This is a genomic window from Rhizobium sp. BK650 (genome assembly GCF_014195325.1).
GTDB lineage: Bacteria > Pseudomonadota > Alphaproteobacteria > Rhizobiales > Rhizobiaceae > Rhizobium.
Map to the genome: position 1 here is coordinate 1 of NZ_JACIBK010000019.1, position 17,642 is coordinate 17,642.

General features: G+C 61.7%; 14 protein-coding genes. 8 read left to right on the forward strand and 6 right to left on the reverse strand.

Features of this window, described 5'->3' with window-relative positions; translation table 11 throughout:
* Positions 1-134 precede the first annotated feature (134 nt).
* Genes FHX15_RS29445 through FHX15_RS29455 form a run of 3 tightly spaced genes read right to left on the reverse strand, consistent with a single transcriptional unit; the run spans position 135 to position 3,996 of the window.
* Positions 135-1,172 carry an ABC transporter substrate-binding protein gene (locus FHX15_RS29445; protein ID WP_184401869.1) on the reverse strand — a complete coding sequence of 346 codons (1,038 nt, stop codon included), beginning with the start codon at positions 1,170-1,172 and terminating at the stop codon, positions 135-137.
* 11 nt (positions 1,173-1,183) lie between these two features.
* On the reverse strand, positions 1,184-2,362 hold the full coding sequence (locus FHX15_RS29450) for an LLM class flavin-dependent oxidoreductase (protein WP_184401870.1): 1,179 nt from the start codon (positions 2,360-2,362) through the stop codon (positions 1,184-1,186).
* A 29-nt stretch (positions 2,363-2,391) separates the two neighbouring features.
* Positions 2,392-3,996, reverse strand: coding sequence for an ABC transporter substrate-binding protein (locus FHX15_RS29455; RefSeq protein ID WP_184401871.1), 1,605 nt, complete (start codon positions 3,994-3,996; stop codon positions 2,392-2,394).
* Positions 3,997-4,276: 280 nt separating this feature from the next.
* Between FHX15_RS29455 and FHX15_RS29460 the strand changes: the two genes are divergently transcribed.
* The 7 genes from FHX15_RS29460 (at position 4,277) to FHX15_RS29490 (ending at position 12,108) form a co-directional block, all read left to right on the forward strand.
* Complete coding sequence (locus FHX15_RS29460; protein ID WP_184401872.1) at positions 4,277-5,266, forward strand: ABC transporter permease; 990 nt, start codon at positions 4,277-4,279, stop codon at positions 5,264-5,266.
* A complete protein-coding gene (locus FHX15_RS29465; protein ID WP_184401873.1) occupies positions 5,263-6,267 on the forward strand; it encodes an ABC transporter permease in 1,005 nt (334 codons plus the stop codon). The genes FHX15_RS29460 and FHX15_RS29465 overlap by 4 nt, the downstream gene beginning before the upstream one ends.
* Positions 6,267-7,259 carry an ABC transporter ATP-binding protein gene (locus FHX15_RS29470; RefSeq protein ID WP_184401874.1) on the forward strand — a complete coding sequence of 331 codons (993 nt, stop codon included), beginning with the start codon at positions 6,267-6,269 and terminating at the stop codon, positions 7,257-7,259. Before FHX15_RS29465 ends, FHX15_RS29470 begins: the two co-directional genes overlap by 1 nt.
* Complete coding sequence (locus tag FHX15_RS29475) at positions 7,240-8,175, forward strand: ABC transporter ATP-binding protein (protein ID WP_184401875.1); 936 nt, start codon at positions 7,240-7,242, stop codon at positions 8,173-8,175. The genes FHX15_RS29470 and FHX15_RS29475 overlap by 20 nt, the downstream gene beginning before the upstream one ends.
* Before the next feature lie 12 nt (positions 8,176-8,187).
* Positions 8,188-9,246, forward strand: coding sequence for an aldo/keto reductase (locus tag FHX15_RS29480; protein WP_184401876.1), 1,059 nt, complete (start codon positions 8,188-8,190; stop codon positions 9,244-9,246).
* A 70-nt stretch (positions 9,247-9,316) separates the two neighbouring features.
* Complete coding sequence (locus FHX15_RS29485) at positions 9,317-10,561, forward strand: acyl-CoA dehydrogenase family protein (protein WP_184401877.1); 1,245 nt, start codon at positions 9,317-9,319, stop codon at positions 10,559-10,561.
* 128 nt (positions 10,562-10,689) lie between these two features.
* Positions 10,690-12,108 (forward strand): FAD/NAD(P)-binding protein, encoded by a 1,419-nt coding sequence (locus FHX15_RS29490; RefSeq protein WP_184401878.1) that lies wholly within the window; start codon positions 10,690-10,692, stop codon positions 12,106-12,108.
* Between the two features lie 92 nt (positions 12,109-12,200).
* Here FHX15_RS29490 and FHX15_RS29495 read toward each other — a convergent pair whose 3' ends face one another.
* Positions 12,201-13,820 (reverse strand): ABC transporter substrate-binding protein, encoded by a 1,620-nt coding sequence (locus FHX15_RS29495; RefSeq protein WP_184401879.1) that lies wholly within the window; start codon positions 13,818-13,820, stop codon positions 12,201-12,203.
* Between the two features lie 14 nt (positions 13,821-13,834).
* Positions 13,835-15,442: an ABC transporter substrate-binding protein gene (locus FHX15_RS29500; RefSeq protein ID WP_184401880.1), complete on the reverse strand. Its 1,608-nt coding sequence runs from the start codon at positions 15,440-15,442 to the stop codon at positions 13,835-13,837.
* A 296-nt stretch (positions 15,443-15,738) separates the two neighbouring features.
* On the opposite strand from FHX15_RS29500, the gene gcvA reads away from it, so the two are divergent.
* Positions 15,739-16,749, forward strand: coding sequence for a transcriptional regulator GcvA (gene gcvA / locus FHX15_RS29505; RefSeq protein ID WP_184401881.1), 1,011 nt, complete (start codon positions 15,739-15,741; stop codon positions 16,747-16,749).
* Between the two features lie 26 nt (positions 16,750-16,775).
* Here gcvA and FHX15_RS29510 read toward each other — a convergent pair whose 3' ends face one another.
* The gene (locus FHX15_RS29510) at positions 16,776-17,621 is read right to left on the reverse strand and encodes an NADPH-dependent oxidoreductase (protein ID WP_409527052.1); all 846 of its coding nucleotides are present in this window, start codon (positions 17,619-17,621) and stop codon (positions 16,776-16,778) included.
* Between the last annotated feature and the right edge of the window lie 21 nt (positions 17,622-17,642).

The following is a 17,642-nucleotide window of genomic DNA, read 5'->3' on the forward strand; positions in this document are numbered from 1 at the left end:
AAGTCGGGTGAAGTTCTCGAAGGGAAATTGGCCGGTCACGTCGAAATGGGCGGCGCCTTCGGCAAAATCCTTGCCAAGTCTTCGTGCCCTGTCGAACGGATCGATTGCTTCCTGCAGCATGATGGAACCTCCTGTCAGGCGACGGCGCGGGCAGGAAAGGCGTCGATATGGCGGCGGTCGACCCAATCGTCGATGTCGAAATCGGCGGCCAAGAAACCGAAATCACGCAGAAAGTTCTTGTAGTGGCCGACCGCTTCCACGAGCTCCGGCTCCAGGCCAAGGCCGAGATGACGGTGGATATCAGGGCCGTTCGCTGCCAGCACCTGTTCCTCAGTGGCCCCGGCCTCGCGCGCGACGAAGCGGCGGGTTTCGTCGGGATGGGCTTCTGCCCAGGCGCTTGCCTTATAGATTGCCTCCAAAAGCCGCTGAACGAGGTCGGGGCGCTCGTCTGCCAGGAGTTCATCGACCGTCAGAACGCGCGGCGATCCGGAATTGATGCGGATCTTCGGGTCGGGGTGGAAGCCGAATTCGACGACCTGAACGGCACCGATCAGATTGGCGACATTGATGCCCGCCGTTCCCTTGACGTAGATCGCATCCACCTCGCCGCGCAGAAGGGCGGCAATTTCTTCGCCATAGGCCTGACGACGCTTCAGACCGAAGAGCGACGGCCCTTCCTGCGTGGCGAGCACGGAATCGGCCAATGCGATGTCGATAATCTCGACATCGCCAAGGGCGAGACCTTCCAGCGACAGGGCCGACTGGAGACCCTTCAGGGCCGTGGCGCGCATGAAGTCGACGATGCCTTCCGGGCGTCGTGCGATGCCGAAACGGCGCCCCTTCAAATCCGCGGTGGATTTGATCCCGGTCCCTGGCAGGGCGATGATTGCCTGAAACTCGTCCGTCCAGGTGATGCCGACGAGCCTCGTCTTGCGGCCTTCCGAGCGGGCGCGGATCGGCGGAACATTGCCGCCGTGGCGGAAGGACCAGTCGAGCGTGTGGTTGAAATGGCTCTGGCGGATGGTGCGGTCGGGCGAGTCGATGATCGACTTCAGTCTCACACCCTCCCTGCCGAAGCCTTCTTCCAGAAAGCCGAGTTGTGCCGCAAGGCCAACGGGGGTCGGCACCGGGCAGCGCGTATACCAGATTTCAGAAATGCCATTGCTGGTCATGATCGTCCCTTTCAGTGGCGCAGCCCGGCCTGTTTCATCAGCGGCAGAACGTTACTGCCGAAGAATTCGAGGTCGTCACGGAAATCAAAGAAGCTCAGTTGAAGCCCGTCGACGCCGGAAGCCTTCAGCTTCACGAACTGCTCGACCACGCTTTCGGGAGAGCCGATGACGCGGATATTGCCGCCGACGAAGCGGTAGGGATCCTGCGGATCGCGGCCTTTCCAGGCCTGGGCGTCCGAATTGAGCGAGGAAAAGCCCTGCGGCGAGCGCTGGTCGGCATGGGCAACGATCCGGTCGGCAAGCTCCCAGGCCTCTTTTTCCGTTGGCCGGCAGATGACCATTGGATTGAGTAAGGTGCGCACGGTGCGCCCGACATCCTTGGCCGCATCCTTGACCCTTTTTGTATGCGCCGGAAGCGACTGTAGGGCGCTGTCGATATCGGCGCCCGTGGGGCTGGTGATGAAGACGATGTCCGAATAGCGGGCCGCAAAGGCGATGCCGGCATCCGAACCCGTTGCATTGACGAGGATGGGCCGGCCGAAATTCGGTTTGGGGGTCACAAAGCCGCCGCCGAGCTTCCAGCTGCTCTGCCCCTCGAAGGAATAGTTCTCCGTGTCGCTCCACAGGCGTTGCACGACTTCGAGGAATTCTGCTGCTAGCTCGTAGCGCCTGTCGTGCTCGATGCGCGGCCAGCCGAACATTTCATGCTCCACCGCACGGTGGCCGGTCACGACGTTGATACCCCAGCGGCCGCCGGTAATGTGGTCGAGCGTGGCGCCGAACTTGGCGAGATGGAGCGGGTGCCATGGACCGTAAAGCACATGCATGGTGGAGATCAGCATGATTTTCCTGGTCAGCCCGGCAAGGGCGGCGGTGGCGACGAAACTGTCGAGCGCCTGGCCGTTGAAGACGCCGCCATAACCGCCCTTCGGCAGCCATTGCGACAGGGCAAAGACGAGATCGAAGCCGAGCTCCTCAGCCCGCAATGTCAGCGCCTTGTTGTAGTCGAAGCGCCAGTCGGTCGATCGTTCGAGGGTCGATTGCGTCCAGCCTCCGGCCTGAATCGGCAGAAAGAGGCCGAGTAGCACCGGCTGCTTAAGCGCCTGCGACAGCGGGCTGTCGGCAAAATCGGTGGGCGCTGCAAACTTCGGCAGGCCCACGATGGAGCCGGGAGGATGTTGAATGGACATGACGGTTCCGTCTTCCTCTTCGGCTCGGCTCAGGCAGTCGCGACATAGGCGTAGGCCAGGCCGCCCGAGACGCCCTCGCCTCCCACCGTGTGATCGACGATGCGCTTGTTGTAGATGGTCAGCTCCGGCTGACTGACGATGTCGATCGCCGGTAGGTCCTCGACGAGGATCTTTTGGATCTCGCGCCATTGCTCGACACGTTTGTTGGGATCGACCTCGATCGCGGCGGCTTCCAGCAGCGCATCAACCTTCGGATTGCTGTATGCCGAACCGTTGGAGAAGGGCACGCCCGGCTTGAAGTTCTTGCTCCAGTAGAGACGCTGGACCCCGACGGTCGGATCGAAGAGATTGCTCATGCCCTCGAAGGCGAAATCGAAATCGCGGTCCGTATAGATGCGTTTGGTATAGGTGGCGAAGTCCTGACTGCGGACGGTCGCGTCGACGCCGACCTTGGCGAGCGCTTGGCGGATATATTCGGAGCCGCGGGGATAGGTGTCGCCGCTTGGCACGTAATCGAGATTGATGCGGATGCGCACACCGTCCTTGCCACGCGGGTAGCCCGCCTCGTCGAGAAGCTTCTCGGCGGCGGCGAGATCAATCGGGTAGGTCTTCAGATTGCCGTCATACCATCTCGACAGATTGGGATTGATCGGTCCTGTAATGGCAGCGCCATAGCCGTAGTTGATGGTGTTGAGGATCACCTTGCGATCGATCACGTGAGCGAAGGCCTGGCGAACGCGGATGTCCTTGAAGAAGGGACGTTCGAGGTTGAACTCGATGCGGCTGATGCCGTTCGCATACTGGTAGCCGCGCGGCTCGAAGGCGATGCCGGGGAGCTCCTTCAGACGTTCAAGGTCGCTCAGGGGAACCGGCGTCGAGGGCGCAAGATCGATTTCGCCGGTCTCGATCGCTATCGAGCGCGCCGCTGCGTCGGGAATGAAGCGGACGATGAGCTGATCGAGATAGGGACGCGGCTGGTCCCAGTAATCGGGGTTGCGCTCATAAACAAGGTGGCTGCCGCGAACCCATTCCTTGAACTTGAAGGGACCGGTGCCGATCGGGGCGAGGTTGGCCGGATTTTCGGCAACCTTCGTCCCCTCATAGATATGGCGCGGCACGATCGGGGTTTCGGAGGAGGCAAGCGCGGTGATAAGGTAAGGCGCCGGCTTCGACAGTTTGAGGATCGCTGTCAACGGATCGGGCGTTTCGACCTCGACGAGGTTGAGGAATGTGTTGCGGCCGCGCGGGTGAACGTCCCTTAACGTCTTGATCGAGAAGGCGACATCTGCCGATGTGAATTCCTGGCCGTCATGCCATTTGACACCGTCGCGCAACCGGAACGTATAGGTCAGTCCATCCGGGCTCACCGACCATTCTTTGGCCAGGAGCGGCTGCGGGTTCAAGTCGAAGTCATAGGTCAGCAGGCCTTCGATGACCTTCGGCGACACATAGACGGAGTTGAAGGCGGTGTTGGCAATTGTCGTCAGCACGGGTGGCTCGGCCGACAAGAGCAGTGTGGCCGTGCCGCCGCGTACCGGGGCCGCAAAGGCCGGAAGGCGGGCCGCCGACGCCACGGTGAGCGCAACGGATGCAAGAAGGAAATTGCGGCGTGTCGGGGCATGAAATAACGGCATGGTTGGTCCCTCAATGATCATGAGCGCCCGTCGCCGGGCGTCCTGGTTCGCCTTTCCATACTTCAGCGCCGCCGTAGGGTTTTTTACCCAAGTTAGGGGCCGCTATGGTATAAAATGCGCCTATGTACGAAATTATCGATAAATAATTCTATAACAGCGCTGAATTTGCGCTCCCTTTGGAATTATCTACCAATATGGATTTGACAAAACCAACAGATTTAGTCAACTACTATCGCAACGCAGCACCATGAATTCTTCCGGCGAGGCGAGGTGGAAATCCATGTCGGCACTCAGGCGGGTCGCCCGCACGATCAGAAAGACCGTCATTCAGGCTGTGCCGACGATGCTCGGCATCGTCATATTGAGTTTCTTCCTGTTAAAACTCGCACCGGGTGACGCAGCCGATGTCATGGCGGCGGAATCCGGTTCGGCCACCGAGGAGACGATGGCGGCCCTGCGCCAGCGCTTCGGCCTCGACAATCCTCTTCTCGTCCAGCTCGTCAATTATCTCGACAACCTCGCCCATTTCAGCCTTGGGTTTTCGCCCCGCTACGGCATGCCGGTCGCCGATCTCATCGGCCAGCGGTTGCCGGGGACATTGGTCCTGATGCTGGCGGCGCTACTGATCGCGATCGCCATCGGCCTGCTGCTTGGTTCATTAATGGCAAGCTTTTCCGGAAGGATCGCCGATCGCGTAATTTCGGTCGTTTCCCTGCTGTTTTACTCGATCCCCGGCTTCTGGATCGGTCTGATGCTGATCCTGTTTTTCTCCGTCAAGCTCGGCTGGCTGCCCAGCGGCGGCGACAGCACGATCGGATCGCGGCTGACCGGATTGCCGGCCTTTCTTGACCGCGTTCGCTACATGGTGCTGCCGGCAACCTCGCTCTCGCTCTTTTACCTTGCAATCTATGCGCGCCTGACGCGTGCGGCGATGCTGGAAGTCAAGTCGCAGGACTTCGTGCGCACCGCCCGCGCCAAGGGCGTGTCGCCCTTCGTTCTGATCACGCGTCACGTGCTGCGCAATGCCCTCATCCCGATCACGACAATGGCTGGCATGCATTTCGGAGGCATGCTCGGCGGGGCGGTCGTGGTTGAAACCGTCTATAGCTGGCCGGGCCTCGGCCGGCTTGCCTTCGAAGCGGTAATGGCCCGAGATTTCTCAGTACTGCTCGGCATTCTGCTCTTATCCTCTTTCCTTGTGATCATCGCGAATGCGGCCGTCGATCTGCTGCAGGCATGGATTGATCCCAGAATCGGAGCCAGCCGATGACCAGTCAAAAGCTTCACACCTTTGGCGGTAACGCAATCGAGCTGGCAGAACGCGACAGCGAGAGCTGGCGGCCGGCGCCCGAAAAACCAATGGAATCTCGCTGGACGCATATTCATGCGCCTGACGTGCGCGCCGCCTCCGGACCGGGTATTGCCTGGCGTGGTCTGCGGCGTGAGCTGAAGGTCTTTCTGTCCAATCCCACGGCCTTGTTCGGCGTTGCCTTCCTCGTCGCAGCCGCTCTCGCCGCCCTTCTTGCTCCGGTCTTTTATCCGGGCGATCCGATGGAGATGGTTACGAGGCCCTTCCTCTGGCCGGGCCAGAACCCGTCCTATCCGCTCGGGACAGATTCGATGGGACGCGACGTGCTTGCAGGCATCCTGCACGGCGCACGTATTTCGTTGACCGTCGGCATTGCCGCGACGGCCCTCGGGCTTTCAGCCGGTATCACCATCGGCGCGATCGCGGGATATTTTGGAGGCATTGTCGACGATCTGCTGGTGAAGTTCATCGAGATCTTCCAGACTATTCCGAGTTTCGTGCTGCTCGTGGTGCTTGTCGCCATCGCCCAACCGACCACCTCGACCGTCACGATCGCGATTGCGATCGTCAGCTGGCCAACGGTTGCCCGCCTGACACGAGCCGAGTTTCGCGCCATTCGGGAGAAGGACTACGTGCTCGCTGCACGCAGCCTAGGCTTCGGCCACGGGCGCATCATCTTGCGCGAAATCCTGCCGAACGCCCTGCCGCCGCTCATCGTCACCTCCTCGGTGATGGTCGCAAGCGCTATCCTGATGGAATCGGCGCTGTCGTTCATGGGGCTCGGCGATCCCAATCGCGTCTCGTGGGGATCGATGATCGGCGCCGGGCGGGACGTGATCCGCACAGCCTGGTATTTGACGGCTCTGCCGGGTCTTGCCATCGTTTTCACCGTGCTGGCGCTCAATCTTCTGGGCGACGGCCTCAACGATGCGCTCAATCCGCGCTTTTCGGAGGAACGCTGATGCGCCATCTTCTCGAAGTCCGCGATCTTTCCGTCCGGTTTGCGACCGCAGAGCCCGTCAAAGGCGTCAGCTTTAACGCCGATCCGGGCGAGATGCTGGCGATCGTCGGCGAATCCGGCTCCGGAAAATCGCTGACGGCGCTTGCCCTGATGGGGCTCCTGCCGCGGCAGGCGCGGGCTGGGGGAGAGATCCTGTTTGACGGGGCCAGCCTGCTGACGCTGTCGGAACGGCAACTGCGCCAGGTTCGCGGTCGGGATATCGCGATGATCTTCCAGGAGCCGATGACCTCGCTCAATCCCGTTCTGTCGATCGGCGCCCAGATCACAGAGGTGCTGCGGATCCATGAGGGTCTAAGCCGGCGGCAGGCGCGTGCCCGGGCGATCGAGCTTCTCGACCTCGTCAGCATTCCCGAGCCTTCGCGACGCATCGACGAATATCCGCATCATCTGTCCGGGGGCATGCGTCAGCGGGTAATGATCGCGATTGCCGTCGCCTGTAGCCCAAAACTTCTGATTGCCGATGAGGCGACGACCGCGCTCGATGTGACGATACAGGCGCAGGTGCTGCAGCTTCTCGACAATCTGCGCGCCAAGCTGAACATGGCGGTCATTCTCATCACCCACGATCTTGGCATCGTGGCGCAATGGGCTGATCGTGTGGTCGTCATGTATGCCGGCCGCAAGATCGAGGAGGGGCTTCCCGGCCCGGTTTTCGACGCGCCCTACCATCCTTACACACGCGGCTTGCTCGCTGCCTCGCCGCGACTTACGGCGGACTATCACTACCGCGACGGTCCGCTTGCCGAAATTCCAGGCTCGATCGTTTCGGCTGCTGGCGAAAGAGGCTGTTCCTTCCGCCCGCGCTGTCCGGTCGCTCGCCCCGCTTGCGCCCAGGCTGTGCCCGCGTTGCTTCCCGTCTCTGCCGGCCGTGAAGTTGCCTGTCTCTATGTTCCAGCCCATGCGGAGGTCGCTTATGTCGCTCCTGTCGGTTGATAGTCTGTCGACCCATTATCCAGGTGCTGCCGGCACGGTGCGCGCCGTCGACGGGGTGTCGCTGGAAATCGGCGAGGGCGAGACGGTTGCCCTCGTTGGCGAATCCGGGTGCGGCAAGTCGACCCTCGGCAAGTCGCTGACGCGGCTTGTCACACCGTCATCCGGGCGTGTCCGTTTTCGCGGTCGCGACGTTACCGCAATGTCGAACAAAGAACTGCAGTCGATCCGCCGCAGCATCCAGATGATCTTTCAGGATCCCTTCGCCTCCCTTAATCCCCGCCAAACGATCCGCACGATATTGACGGCGCCGCTTGCCGTGCACGGCATCGGCGATCGCAGGAAGCGTGATGCGATCGCAGCTGGAATGGTCGAGCATGTCGGCCTGCCGCGCGATTGTCTCGAGCGCTATCCGCACGAATTTTCAGGCGGTCAGCGCCAGCGCATCGGTATTGCCCGGGCGCTGATCCTGCAGCCCGAGCTCGTCATCTGTGACGAACCCGTTTCGGCACTTGATCTGTCGATCCAGGCCCAGATCCTCAACCTACTGGTCGAGATGAAGACGGAGCTGTCGCTCTCCTATCTCTTTATCTCCCATGATCTGTCCGTCGTTCGCTATTTCGCCGACCGGGTGCTCGTCATGTATCTCGGGCGGATTGTCGAAAGTGCTACGACCTCCGACCTCTGGAGCGGTGCCAAACACCCCTATACGCAGGCCCTGCTTGCCGCCGTCCCCGATCCGTCGCGCCGCAAGCAGGCGGCCCCGATCACCGGCGACCTGCCGAGCCCGCATAACCCACCGTCCGGCTGCCGCTTCAACACGCGTTGTCCGTTTGCCACCGATATTTGCCGGGCCGAGGATCCGGCAGTCCGCCAGTTCGGCGCCGGCCATGCCGTCGCCTGTCATCACGCCCAATGAATGGAGAAGTAAATGGTCGATTACCGCTACCTCGGGCGCAGTGCCCTTAAAGTGTCGCCCCTCAGCCTCGGAACCATGATGTTTGGCGGGCCTACCCCCGACGAGGTCGCCTTCCGCATTATCGACAAGGCCCGCGAGCAGGGGATCAACTTCATTGATACGGCCGACGTCTATCACGACGGCAAGTCGGAGGAGGTCGTCGGCCGCGGTATCAAGTCGAGCCGCGATCACTGGGTACTAGCGACCAAGTTCGTCAACTCACACACCAAGGGTCCGAATCTCGGCGGCCATTCGCGCAAATGGGTGATCGAGACGGTCGAAAATTCGCTGCGCCGGCTGAACACCGATTATATCGATATCCTCTATTTCCACCGGGCCGTCTTCGACGCGCCGCTCGAGGAGCCGGTGCGTGCCATTGCCGACCTTATCCGCGCCGGCAAGCTGCGCTATTTCGGAGTCTCGAATTTCCGCGGCTGGCGCATCGCCGAGATCGCCCATCTCGCCGATCAGCTCGGCATCGACCGGCCGGTGGCAAGCCAGCCGCTCTATAATATCGTCAACCGGACCGCCGAAGCAGAACAGCTGCCGGCTGCAAATTATTACGGCCTTGGTGTCGTGTCCTATTCGCCGCTCGCCCGCGGTGTTCTCACCGGCAAATACGAACCCGGCAAGGAACCAGGTGCCGATACGCGTGCAGGCCGTGGCGACAAGCGTATTCTCGAAACCGAGTGGCGTCCGGAATCGATCGCGATCGCCAAGGAGATTGCCGCCCATGCCGCCCGCAAGGGCATTACGCCGACCGAGTTCGCGCTCGCCTGGGTGCTCAACAACAGTCTGATCTCGGCGGCTATCACCGGTCCGCGCACCGAAGAGCACTGGGACAGCTATATCCGCGCCCTCGACGTCAAGCTGGATGCCGAGGACGAGGCCCTGGTCGACAGGCTGGTGACAACCGGCCACCCTTCGACGCCCGGCTTCAACGACCCAAGTCATCCGGTCGAAGGGCGCGTTCCGCGTGTCAGCAAAGGTGGAAGCGACAATGTCGTGTCGCTGACGCGCGCCGTCGCCTGAGATCGCAACAGGAGGGTCCGCTCTCGCGCGGATCCTCCGATTTGAAAAACCTGCCGGTGAAAGCTTGACCATGGCCACCCCGACCTCTTCCACGTTATTATCCACCGGTGGATCCACACCTGATACCGACCTTGCCGCGCTGCTTGCAAAGGTGCCCGCACTCGCCGCCGAGATCGGCAGGGAAGCGGCACGGCGCGATCTCGATCGCGAGCTTCCCTTCGAAGCCTTCCGCCTGTTCAAGGAAGCCGGACTGGGAGCGCTCCGTATTCCCATTCCGCTCGGTGGTCCGGGCGGCACCGTCCTCGACTATATCGAGACGATCATGGCGATCGGGCAGGCCGATTCCAATGTTGCGCATGCGCTTCGCAGCCATTTCAACTTCACCGAGAGCCTCATCCTCAACCCTAATACAGCGCTCGACCGCACGCAGCTAGGCCGCGTGCTTTCCGGCAGGCTGTTTGGTGGCGCACACACGGAACAGGGCACCAAACGCCCGGGCGAGGTGACGACCAGGCTTTCGAAATCCGGCGACAGCTACCGCCTCAACGGTCGCAAATGGTATGCGACAGGGACTGCCTTTGCCGACTTCGCTTCCTTCAGCGCCAAGGACGAAGAAGACCAGCTTGTCAGCGTTCTCTTGCCGCTCGATCGTAAGGGCATCACCGTACTCGACGATTGGGACGGCATGGGCCAGCGGCTGACGGCAAGCGGCGGCGTGCTGCTCGAGGATGTCGAGGTCCTGCCGCATGAGATTTCCACGCGTGGCCTCAATACCCTTGTCGGGCGTCATACGTCGACGCTGCGTCAACTCCATCTCGCCGCCTCCATGGCGGGCGCGGTGCGCGGTGCGGTGGCCGAAGGCACCGACTATGTGCGCAGGCAGGCGCGTTCGGCCGCTCATAGTGCGGCCGAGACAGCCAATGCCGACCCCTTCGTCCAGAAAATTTTAGGTGAGATCGCCAGCGGCTCGTTTGCTGTCGATACGCTGATCCGGGAGGCGGCCCGCGCACTCGACCGTTCCGTCGCGGCGTTCGGTGCGGGCGATCCGGAGCGCCTGGAGCAGGCCCTTATCGAAAGCGCGCTGACGACAGCGCGCACCCAGATCGTCGCCTCACAGATTGCCCTTTCTGCCGCAACCAATGTCTTCGAGCTCGGCGGTGGTTCGGCAACGTCAAGGCATCTCAATCTTGACCGCCACTGGCGCAATATCCGCACCGTACTCAACCACAATCCCCTGTTGCACAAGGCGCGTGTGGTCGGCGATTTCTATATCAACGGGACGACGACGCATTTGGAGGAAGGCAAGGTCTTTTAGAATCAGACGGTCGCGGCGCTTCCAAGTATTATCCGAGATCATCCTGATTTTCGGCCGTGGTGCCGGTGGGTATCTGCGCGCTTTCTTGCTGTCGTTTCCTGGATCTGCGTGACGGGGAGGAAGGTCTCATGCATTACGATCCAAAGCCAGGTCATTCCGTCATCATCGTCGGCGGCGGCTTTGCCGGCGCGCTCACGGCCCTCAAACTGCTCGATCAGACCACGGTGGGGTTGTCCATCACCATCATCGAGCCGCGCGCCGAGCTCGGGCGTGGTGTTGCCTATAGTACCGAAGACCCGGCCCATCTCGTCAACGGACCGGCGGAAATCTTCTCGCTATATCCCGACGACATGGGCCACCTGAGCCGCTGGCTTGCCAAAAACGGCCCCGCCAATGGCTGGCAGCCCCCCGCAGACGTCGCCGCAAGCAGCCCGCCGCGTCATCTTTACGGGACCTATATGCGCGATGAACTGAAGCGCGCGGCGGCAGAAGCGCGATCCGGATCGAGCCTGCGCCACGTCCGCTCGCAGGCAGCACACCTGTCATCGTCGCCGCACCGGGTCCGTGTTGCGACCACCGACGGCACTGTCCTGGAGGCGGACGAGACTGTGCTGGCGCTCGGCGTGTTCCGGCCTGATCTGCGCCCTGACGAGGCAGCTGTGGCCGGACATCCGCGCTTTGCCGAAAATCCCTGGAATGCGGCCGCGCTCGACCGATTGAGCGACAGTTCCGATATCCTCATCATCGGCGCCAGTCTCTCCATGGTCGATGCGATCGCGAGCATGGAGGCAAGGGGCTTTCGCGGACGCTACCGGGTGATCTCGCGGCGCGGCCAGTTCGTCGAGGGTCGCAGGAACGCCGAGCCGGCCCGTGACTTTCTCGCCGAAGGTCCGCTTCCTTCGACGGCGCGCGGCCTGCTCGCGCGCGTCAAGGCGGAACGCCGCAAACTTGCTGCCGCCGGTGAAGACTGGCAGGGGCTTCCACTCGCCATCCGCCCGCACATCTTGCCGCTCTGGCAGAATGCCGACGATCGGGAAAGACTGCGCTTTGCCCGCCACCTGCGGCCTTTTTGGGACGTGACGGCGCATCGATCCGCTCCGGAAAGCCACCGCAGCGTCGAAGAAGCGCGGTCGCAGGGCCGGCTCGCCCATGGGACGGCTCGCCTGCTGGCGCTGAGGCCAGTTAGAAACGGAATCGCGGCAACCCTGAAGACCGCAGCAGGCATTGAGGAGACGGTGTTCGCCGGAGTGATCGATTGCCGGGGACATCAACTGCACGACTGGCGGCAGATCTCCGATCCGTTTGTTCGCGAGCTCCTTTCAAGCGGGGAGGTCCGCCCGCATTCGACCGGCTTCGGCATCGATGCCACCCCCGAGGGCGATCTCATCAATGAGGAAGGGCGCATTCACCGCAACTTGAGCGCCATCGGCCATCCGCTGCGCGGCGTGGCCTGGGAATCGAGCTCGATCACCGAGCAGCGCACGCAGGCGATCGCGCTTGCCGAGCGCATCCTGGCGAAGTTCACCCCGGCCCGCGCCCCCTCTTGAGCGGACATTCCTGCGACAGATCAGAAAGCGATCGGGGGCGCATCGTCAGATGCGCCCCCGATCCGTGAAGGCTGGTCGTGACCCCCGAACCGTCAGCCTTCGCCGTCCTTGACATAGACCTCGGCGAAATTGGCCTGGACGCCTTCGGCGCCGATCGTGTGGTTCTTCACCCGCTTGTTGAAGACCGTGACATTTTCCAGCGCAATCAGGTTCACCACTGGCACTTCGTCAGCAATGATCCTCTGAAAATCGTTGAATTCCTGTCTGCGCTTATCCTCGTCGATTTCGACCGATGCGGCCTCCAGTAGCCGGTCAACCTCAGGATTGGCGTAGTGTGCCGCATTGGAAAAGGGCAGGCCGAGCTTGAAGTTCTTCGACCAGTAGACGCGCTGGACGCCGAGCGTCGGATCGAACTGGTTGCCGAGATATTCGGCCGTTACGTCGAAGACGCGTTCTGTATAGACCTTCTGGATGTAGGTCGAGAAATCATAGGAATCGATCGTCGCGGCAATGCCGATGCGGGTAAGGTTCTGTTTTAAATACTCGATGACCCGCTTGAACCCTTCATTGTAGGAATTGTGGGTGAGCCTGAGCGTAAAGCGGGTACCATCGGCGCCACGCTTGTAGCCGGCGGCGTCGAGAAGCTGTTCGGCTGCCGCAAGATCATAGGCATAAGGCTTGATCGAGGCATCGTGGTAGCGCGACAGGAAGATGCTGATCGGTGTCGGCGAGATATGGCCGTAACCATACCAGACGGTGTTCAAGATGACGTCGAGATCGATCGCATGCGCAATGGCGCGACGCACTTTGACATTATTCAGATACTCGTTGTCGAGATTGAAGATGAGCTGCGTCTGGTCGCCCTTGGTCTCGTAGCCGCGCGAATCGACGCTGATATTCGGCAGCGCCTTGACGCGCTCGAGATCGCTGAGCGGGATCGGGTTGTCGCCACCGATGTCGAATTCGCCGGTCTCGAAGCCGGCTGCCCTGGCAGCGCCATCGGGCACGAAGCGGACGACGACCCGGTCGAGATATGGCTTGCCCGCATCCCAGTAATCGGCATTGCGTTCCAAGATGATATGTGAGCCGCGCACCCATTCCTTGAAGACGAAGGGGCCGGTGCCGATCGGGGCGCTGCCGTTCTTGTTGAGCGGCACGTCTGCAACTGCGACGTTTTCATAGACATGCTTCGGTACGATCGGCGATTCCGCCGCATAAAGCGCGCTGAGCAGATAGGGTGCGGGCTTCGACAGGCGGATGATCGCCGTTAGCGGGTCAGGTGTCTCGACTTTGACGACATTGGCGAAGGTGCCGCGCCCGCGCGGATGGACCTGCTTTAGGAGACCGATCGAATAGGCGACGTCCTCGGCGGTAAAAGGCTTGCCATCATGCCATTTGACGTTGGGACGCAGCTTGAACGTGTAGCTCAGTCCGTCGTTGGAAATTGACCAATCGGTCGCAAGCTGCGGCTTCGGGGTCAGGTCGAAATCATAGGTCAAAAGCCCCTCGGTGATCTTCGGGCTGACCTTCTGGGTGCCGCCGGCGGTATGCGCCAGCGCCAGGATTGTCGGCGGCTCAGGCTCGACGATGAAGTTCAGCGTTCCGCCGGGCTTCGGCTTGTCTTCTGCAGCCCTGAGGCCGAATGAAGGCGCGAGCGTGCCGGCGGTGGACAAAAGCAGCAACTGGTTGAAGGTGCGACGATTGATGCTCATGATGCTCGTCCCTCTCAGGCGTTCTTGAGGAGATAGGTTGAGGAGAGGCTGCCCGAGAGACCGTCGGCAACAACCGTATGGTCCTGGACTTTTCTGTTGAAGATCGTCAGCTGCCGGAATGAGACGAGCGTGATATCGGGCAGGTCGCGGGCGATGATGACCTGCATGCGGTTGAAGAGTTCGACACGTTTGGCGCGGTCGTTCTCGGTCGCCGCCTGTTCGAAGATCGCGTCGATTTCGGGATTGTTGTAGCCCGAGCCGTTCGAGAAGGGGACGCCTTTCTTGAAATTCTTCGACCAGTAGAGGCGCTGCACGCCGATCGTCGGATCGAACGTATTTCCCATGCCGTTGGTCACAAAGGCGAAATCGCGGTCGGTATAGACGCGCTTCAGCCAGGTCGGAACATCCTGTCCGCGCAGTATCACCTTGACGCCGATTTTCGATAGCGCGTCCCGCAGATAGTTACCGATACGGGTGTAGGTGTCGCCATAGGGCATGACATCGTGCGGAACCTCGAAGCGCACACCCTCCGGCCCGCGCGGGAAGCCGGCTTCGTCGAGAAGCTGTTCGGCTTTTGCCGGATCATGGGCATAGGCCGGGACATCAGGATTGTAGAAAGCCTTGAGGAAGGGGCTGATCGGGCTCGGCGCCGGGACCGCGTAGCCGTAAAAGGCGATATCGGCGACGGTCTGCCGGTCGATCGCATGGGCTACGGCCTGGCGGACCTTATCGTGCTTGAAATACTCGTTTTGCAGGTTGAATTCGATGCGGTAGACGGTCGGCGAATAGTCGTTGCCGCGATCGTCGACGGCAAGTGTGGGCGAGGATTTCAGCCGGTCGATTTCGCTCAGCGACACCGGCGTATCGGGGGCAATATCGACTTCGCCGGTTTCGAGCGCTGCAAGTCTGGCGCTGGCATCGGGAATGAACTTGACAACGATGCGGTCGAGATAGGGCTTGCCCTTGTCCCAGTAGTCGGGATTGCGATCCAGGATCACATGGCTGCCGACGGCCCATTCGCGGAAGATGAAGGGACCGGTGCCGATCGGGGCGCGGCCGTTTGCGTGTCCGGCAAGATCGGTGGCGCCCTCGTAGACATGTTTGGGGACGATCGGGGATTCGCTCGCCTGCAACGCGCCGATCAGATAGGGCGCGGGCTTCGATAGCCGGATGATTGCTGTATGGGCGTCCGGCGTTGCAACGTCCTTGACGCTTGCGAAGGTGGCGCGGCCGCGCGGATGCACCTCCTTGAGCGCCAGGACCGAGAAGGCGACATCCTCCGCGGTAAAGGGTTTTCCGTCGTGCCACTTGACGTCCTGCCTGAGCTCGAAGCGGTATTCCAGCCCGTCGTCGCTGACGTGCCAGGCGGTCGCAAGCTGCGGGATCGGCTTGAAGTCCAGCCCGTAGGCAAGCAATCCTTCCGTCACCTTGCCGGAGATGCGAGTGGTCGGGCCTGCGGTATGGGCAAGGGTGACGAGTGTCGGCGGCTCCGGCTGGACAAGCAGATTGAGCGTACCGCCGGCGACAGGTTCGCCCGCCTCGGCAGCACGACCGTTGGGCACGACGGCACTGATGGCGGCAAGCGCGAAGAGCTGATTGAGCTGACGTCTGCTGATATCCATGACAATCCCCTGTGTCGGCCAGCCCACCGGGCCAAGCTTCGGTGAGCGCGCATGATCGGGCCGGGGAGGGGAAATCGAGAAGAATGTTTTTCTTTCGGGCGGAGACAGAAAAGCTTCTCGCAAATCGTCAGTCGTGCGTCTGGCCGCAATAATCTAGTCGTTTGATAGACAATTTCTCGATTTTAGTTTTTGCTTCTCCGCCAGGGGCGGTCACGCGCAAGGAAATGTTTCGGGTCAGGTAATCGGCGCAAAGCGGGTTCTCGTCTTGGCTGGTCCGTTTGTGGTGCAATCAGCTCATGAACACGCTCGCGCCCCACCGCAGGAAGACGATTAACCCGACGCTTGCCCGTCTGCCGCCGCTGACGTCGTTGCGCGCCTTCGTGGCGACGGCGCGTCATCTGAATTTCATCCGTGCCGCCGAAGAGCTGCATGTCACCTCAGCCGCCGTCGGCCAGCAGATCAGGCTCCTGGAAAATTACCTTGGCCAGCCGCTGTTTAACCGTGTGCGCGGCCAACTGCAGCTGACACCAGCAGGCCACGCCCTGATGCCGGGGCTGACCGATGCCTTCGATGCCGTTCTCTCGGCCATGACCCAGTTCGCGACCAGTGACCACGAGCAGCCGATTAGGGTATCCGTCGCCCCATCGTTCGCCAGCAAATGGTTGATCCCGCGGCTCGACGCGCTCCGGAGCGCGGCACCCGGCCTGCAGGTCCTCGTCGAAGCCTCCACCGATCTGACAGACCTCGATACGGGTGAGGCCGATTGCGTGATCCGCTTCGGCAGCGGCGCCTATCCGGGTCTTGCGGTCGATCATCTGTTTTCCGAGGCGGTCGTGCCAGTCTGCAGCCCGCAATTTGCCGAGCGCCATGACCTCTGGGCACGTCCGGAGGCGATCGAAAACGTGCCGCTCCTGCACGAGGAAGGGGCCGAACATGACCATGCCTGCCCGGACTGGCATGCCTGGCTGCGTGCAGAGGGACTTGCCTATCGCCCGTCGCGGGGCGGCTTCCGGCTGAACCAGTCTTCGTTGGTGCTCGACGCGGCCGTTGCCGGCCAAGGGCTCGGTCTCGGCAAGATAAGGCTCGCTGAGGCCGAGATCCGCAGTGGACGCCTCGTCTGCCCCTTTGGCAGCCCGCAGCCGGTCGGATTTTCCTATTTCTTTGCCACATCGCCCCACAAGGCAAGGCTGATGCGGGTCGATCTCTTTCGCAACTGGCTGCTTGCCGAGGCACGCGCGGCGCACAGGATTGAGGGCACTTCATCTCAAAGCCCCCGAACCGATTTCGATATGATCGCCGCTGAATGAGCTCGTGGACAGGCAGGCTGGATGGCTTACTTCAACCGGAACCCTAACTTGCGCGCCACCTCGCCAAGCAGATGGCGGCCCTTGAGCGCCTCGACAGTGCCGACGCGATTGCGCACCTGATCGGTCCAGTCGATCAGAGGTATGTTCTGTTCGGTCTGAAAGCTTCTGAGAACGTGATTGTAACCGGAAAGATCGTCGGCTGGTGCGCCGTCCTGATAGCGCTCGCGGTATAGGACGCTCGTCTGCGGCAGGCGTGGCTTGACGCCGGCGGGCACGGCCGGGTCGGGATAGCCGACCGTCAGACCGAAAACGGGAAAGACCCCATCGGGTAGAGCGAGTTCGCGGGCAACCGCTTCCGGATCGTTGCGGATCGCGCCGATATAGCAGGTGCCCAGTCCGAGCGATTCCAGGGCGACGACGGCGTTCTGGGCGGCGAGTGCCGCATCGATCACGCCAAGCAGAAAGCTTTCCACGTAGTCGAGCCCTTCGGCCGTCGCGCCAGCCTGCGTTGCGATCTTGCGCGGGCGAGCAAGGTCAGCGAGCCAGACGAGCAGGAGCGGGGCCTGCGCAATCTGCCGCTGATTGCCGGCAACCGCATTCAAACGCCTGCGGCGCTCGCCGTCTTCGACGCAAACCACGCTCCAGGCCTGAAGGTTCGAGGAACTTGGCGCTGACTGGGCGGCGGCAACCGCAAGCTCGATCGCCTCTCCCGGTACCGGGTTCGGCAGATAATGGCGCACGCTTCGGTGCGAGAGGATTGTCTCGATAGTTTCGTTCCAAGGCCCTGAAAGCTGGTGGTCATTGCGGTAACGCTCGCCGGCAAGTGCTCTCAACCTGTCACGATCGGCGATTCTCGATGCTGCTGCTGGCATCATCTCTGTTTTCCCTGCAAT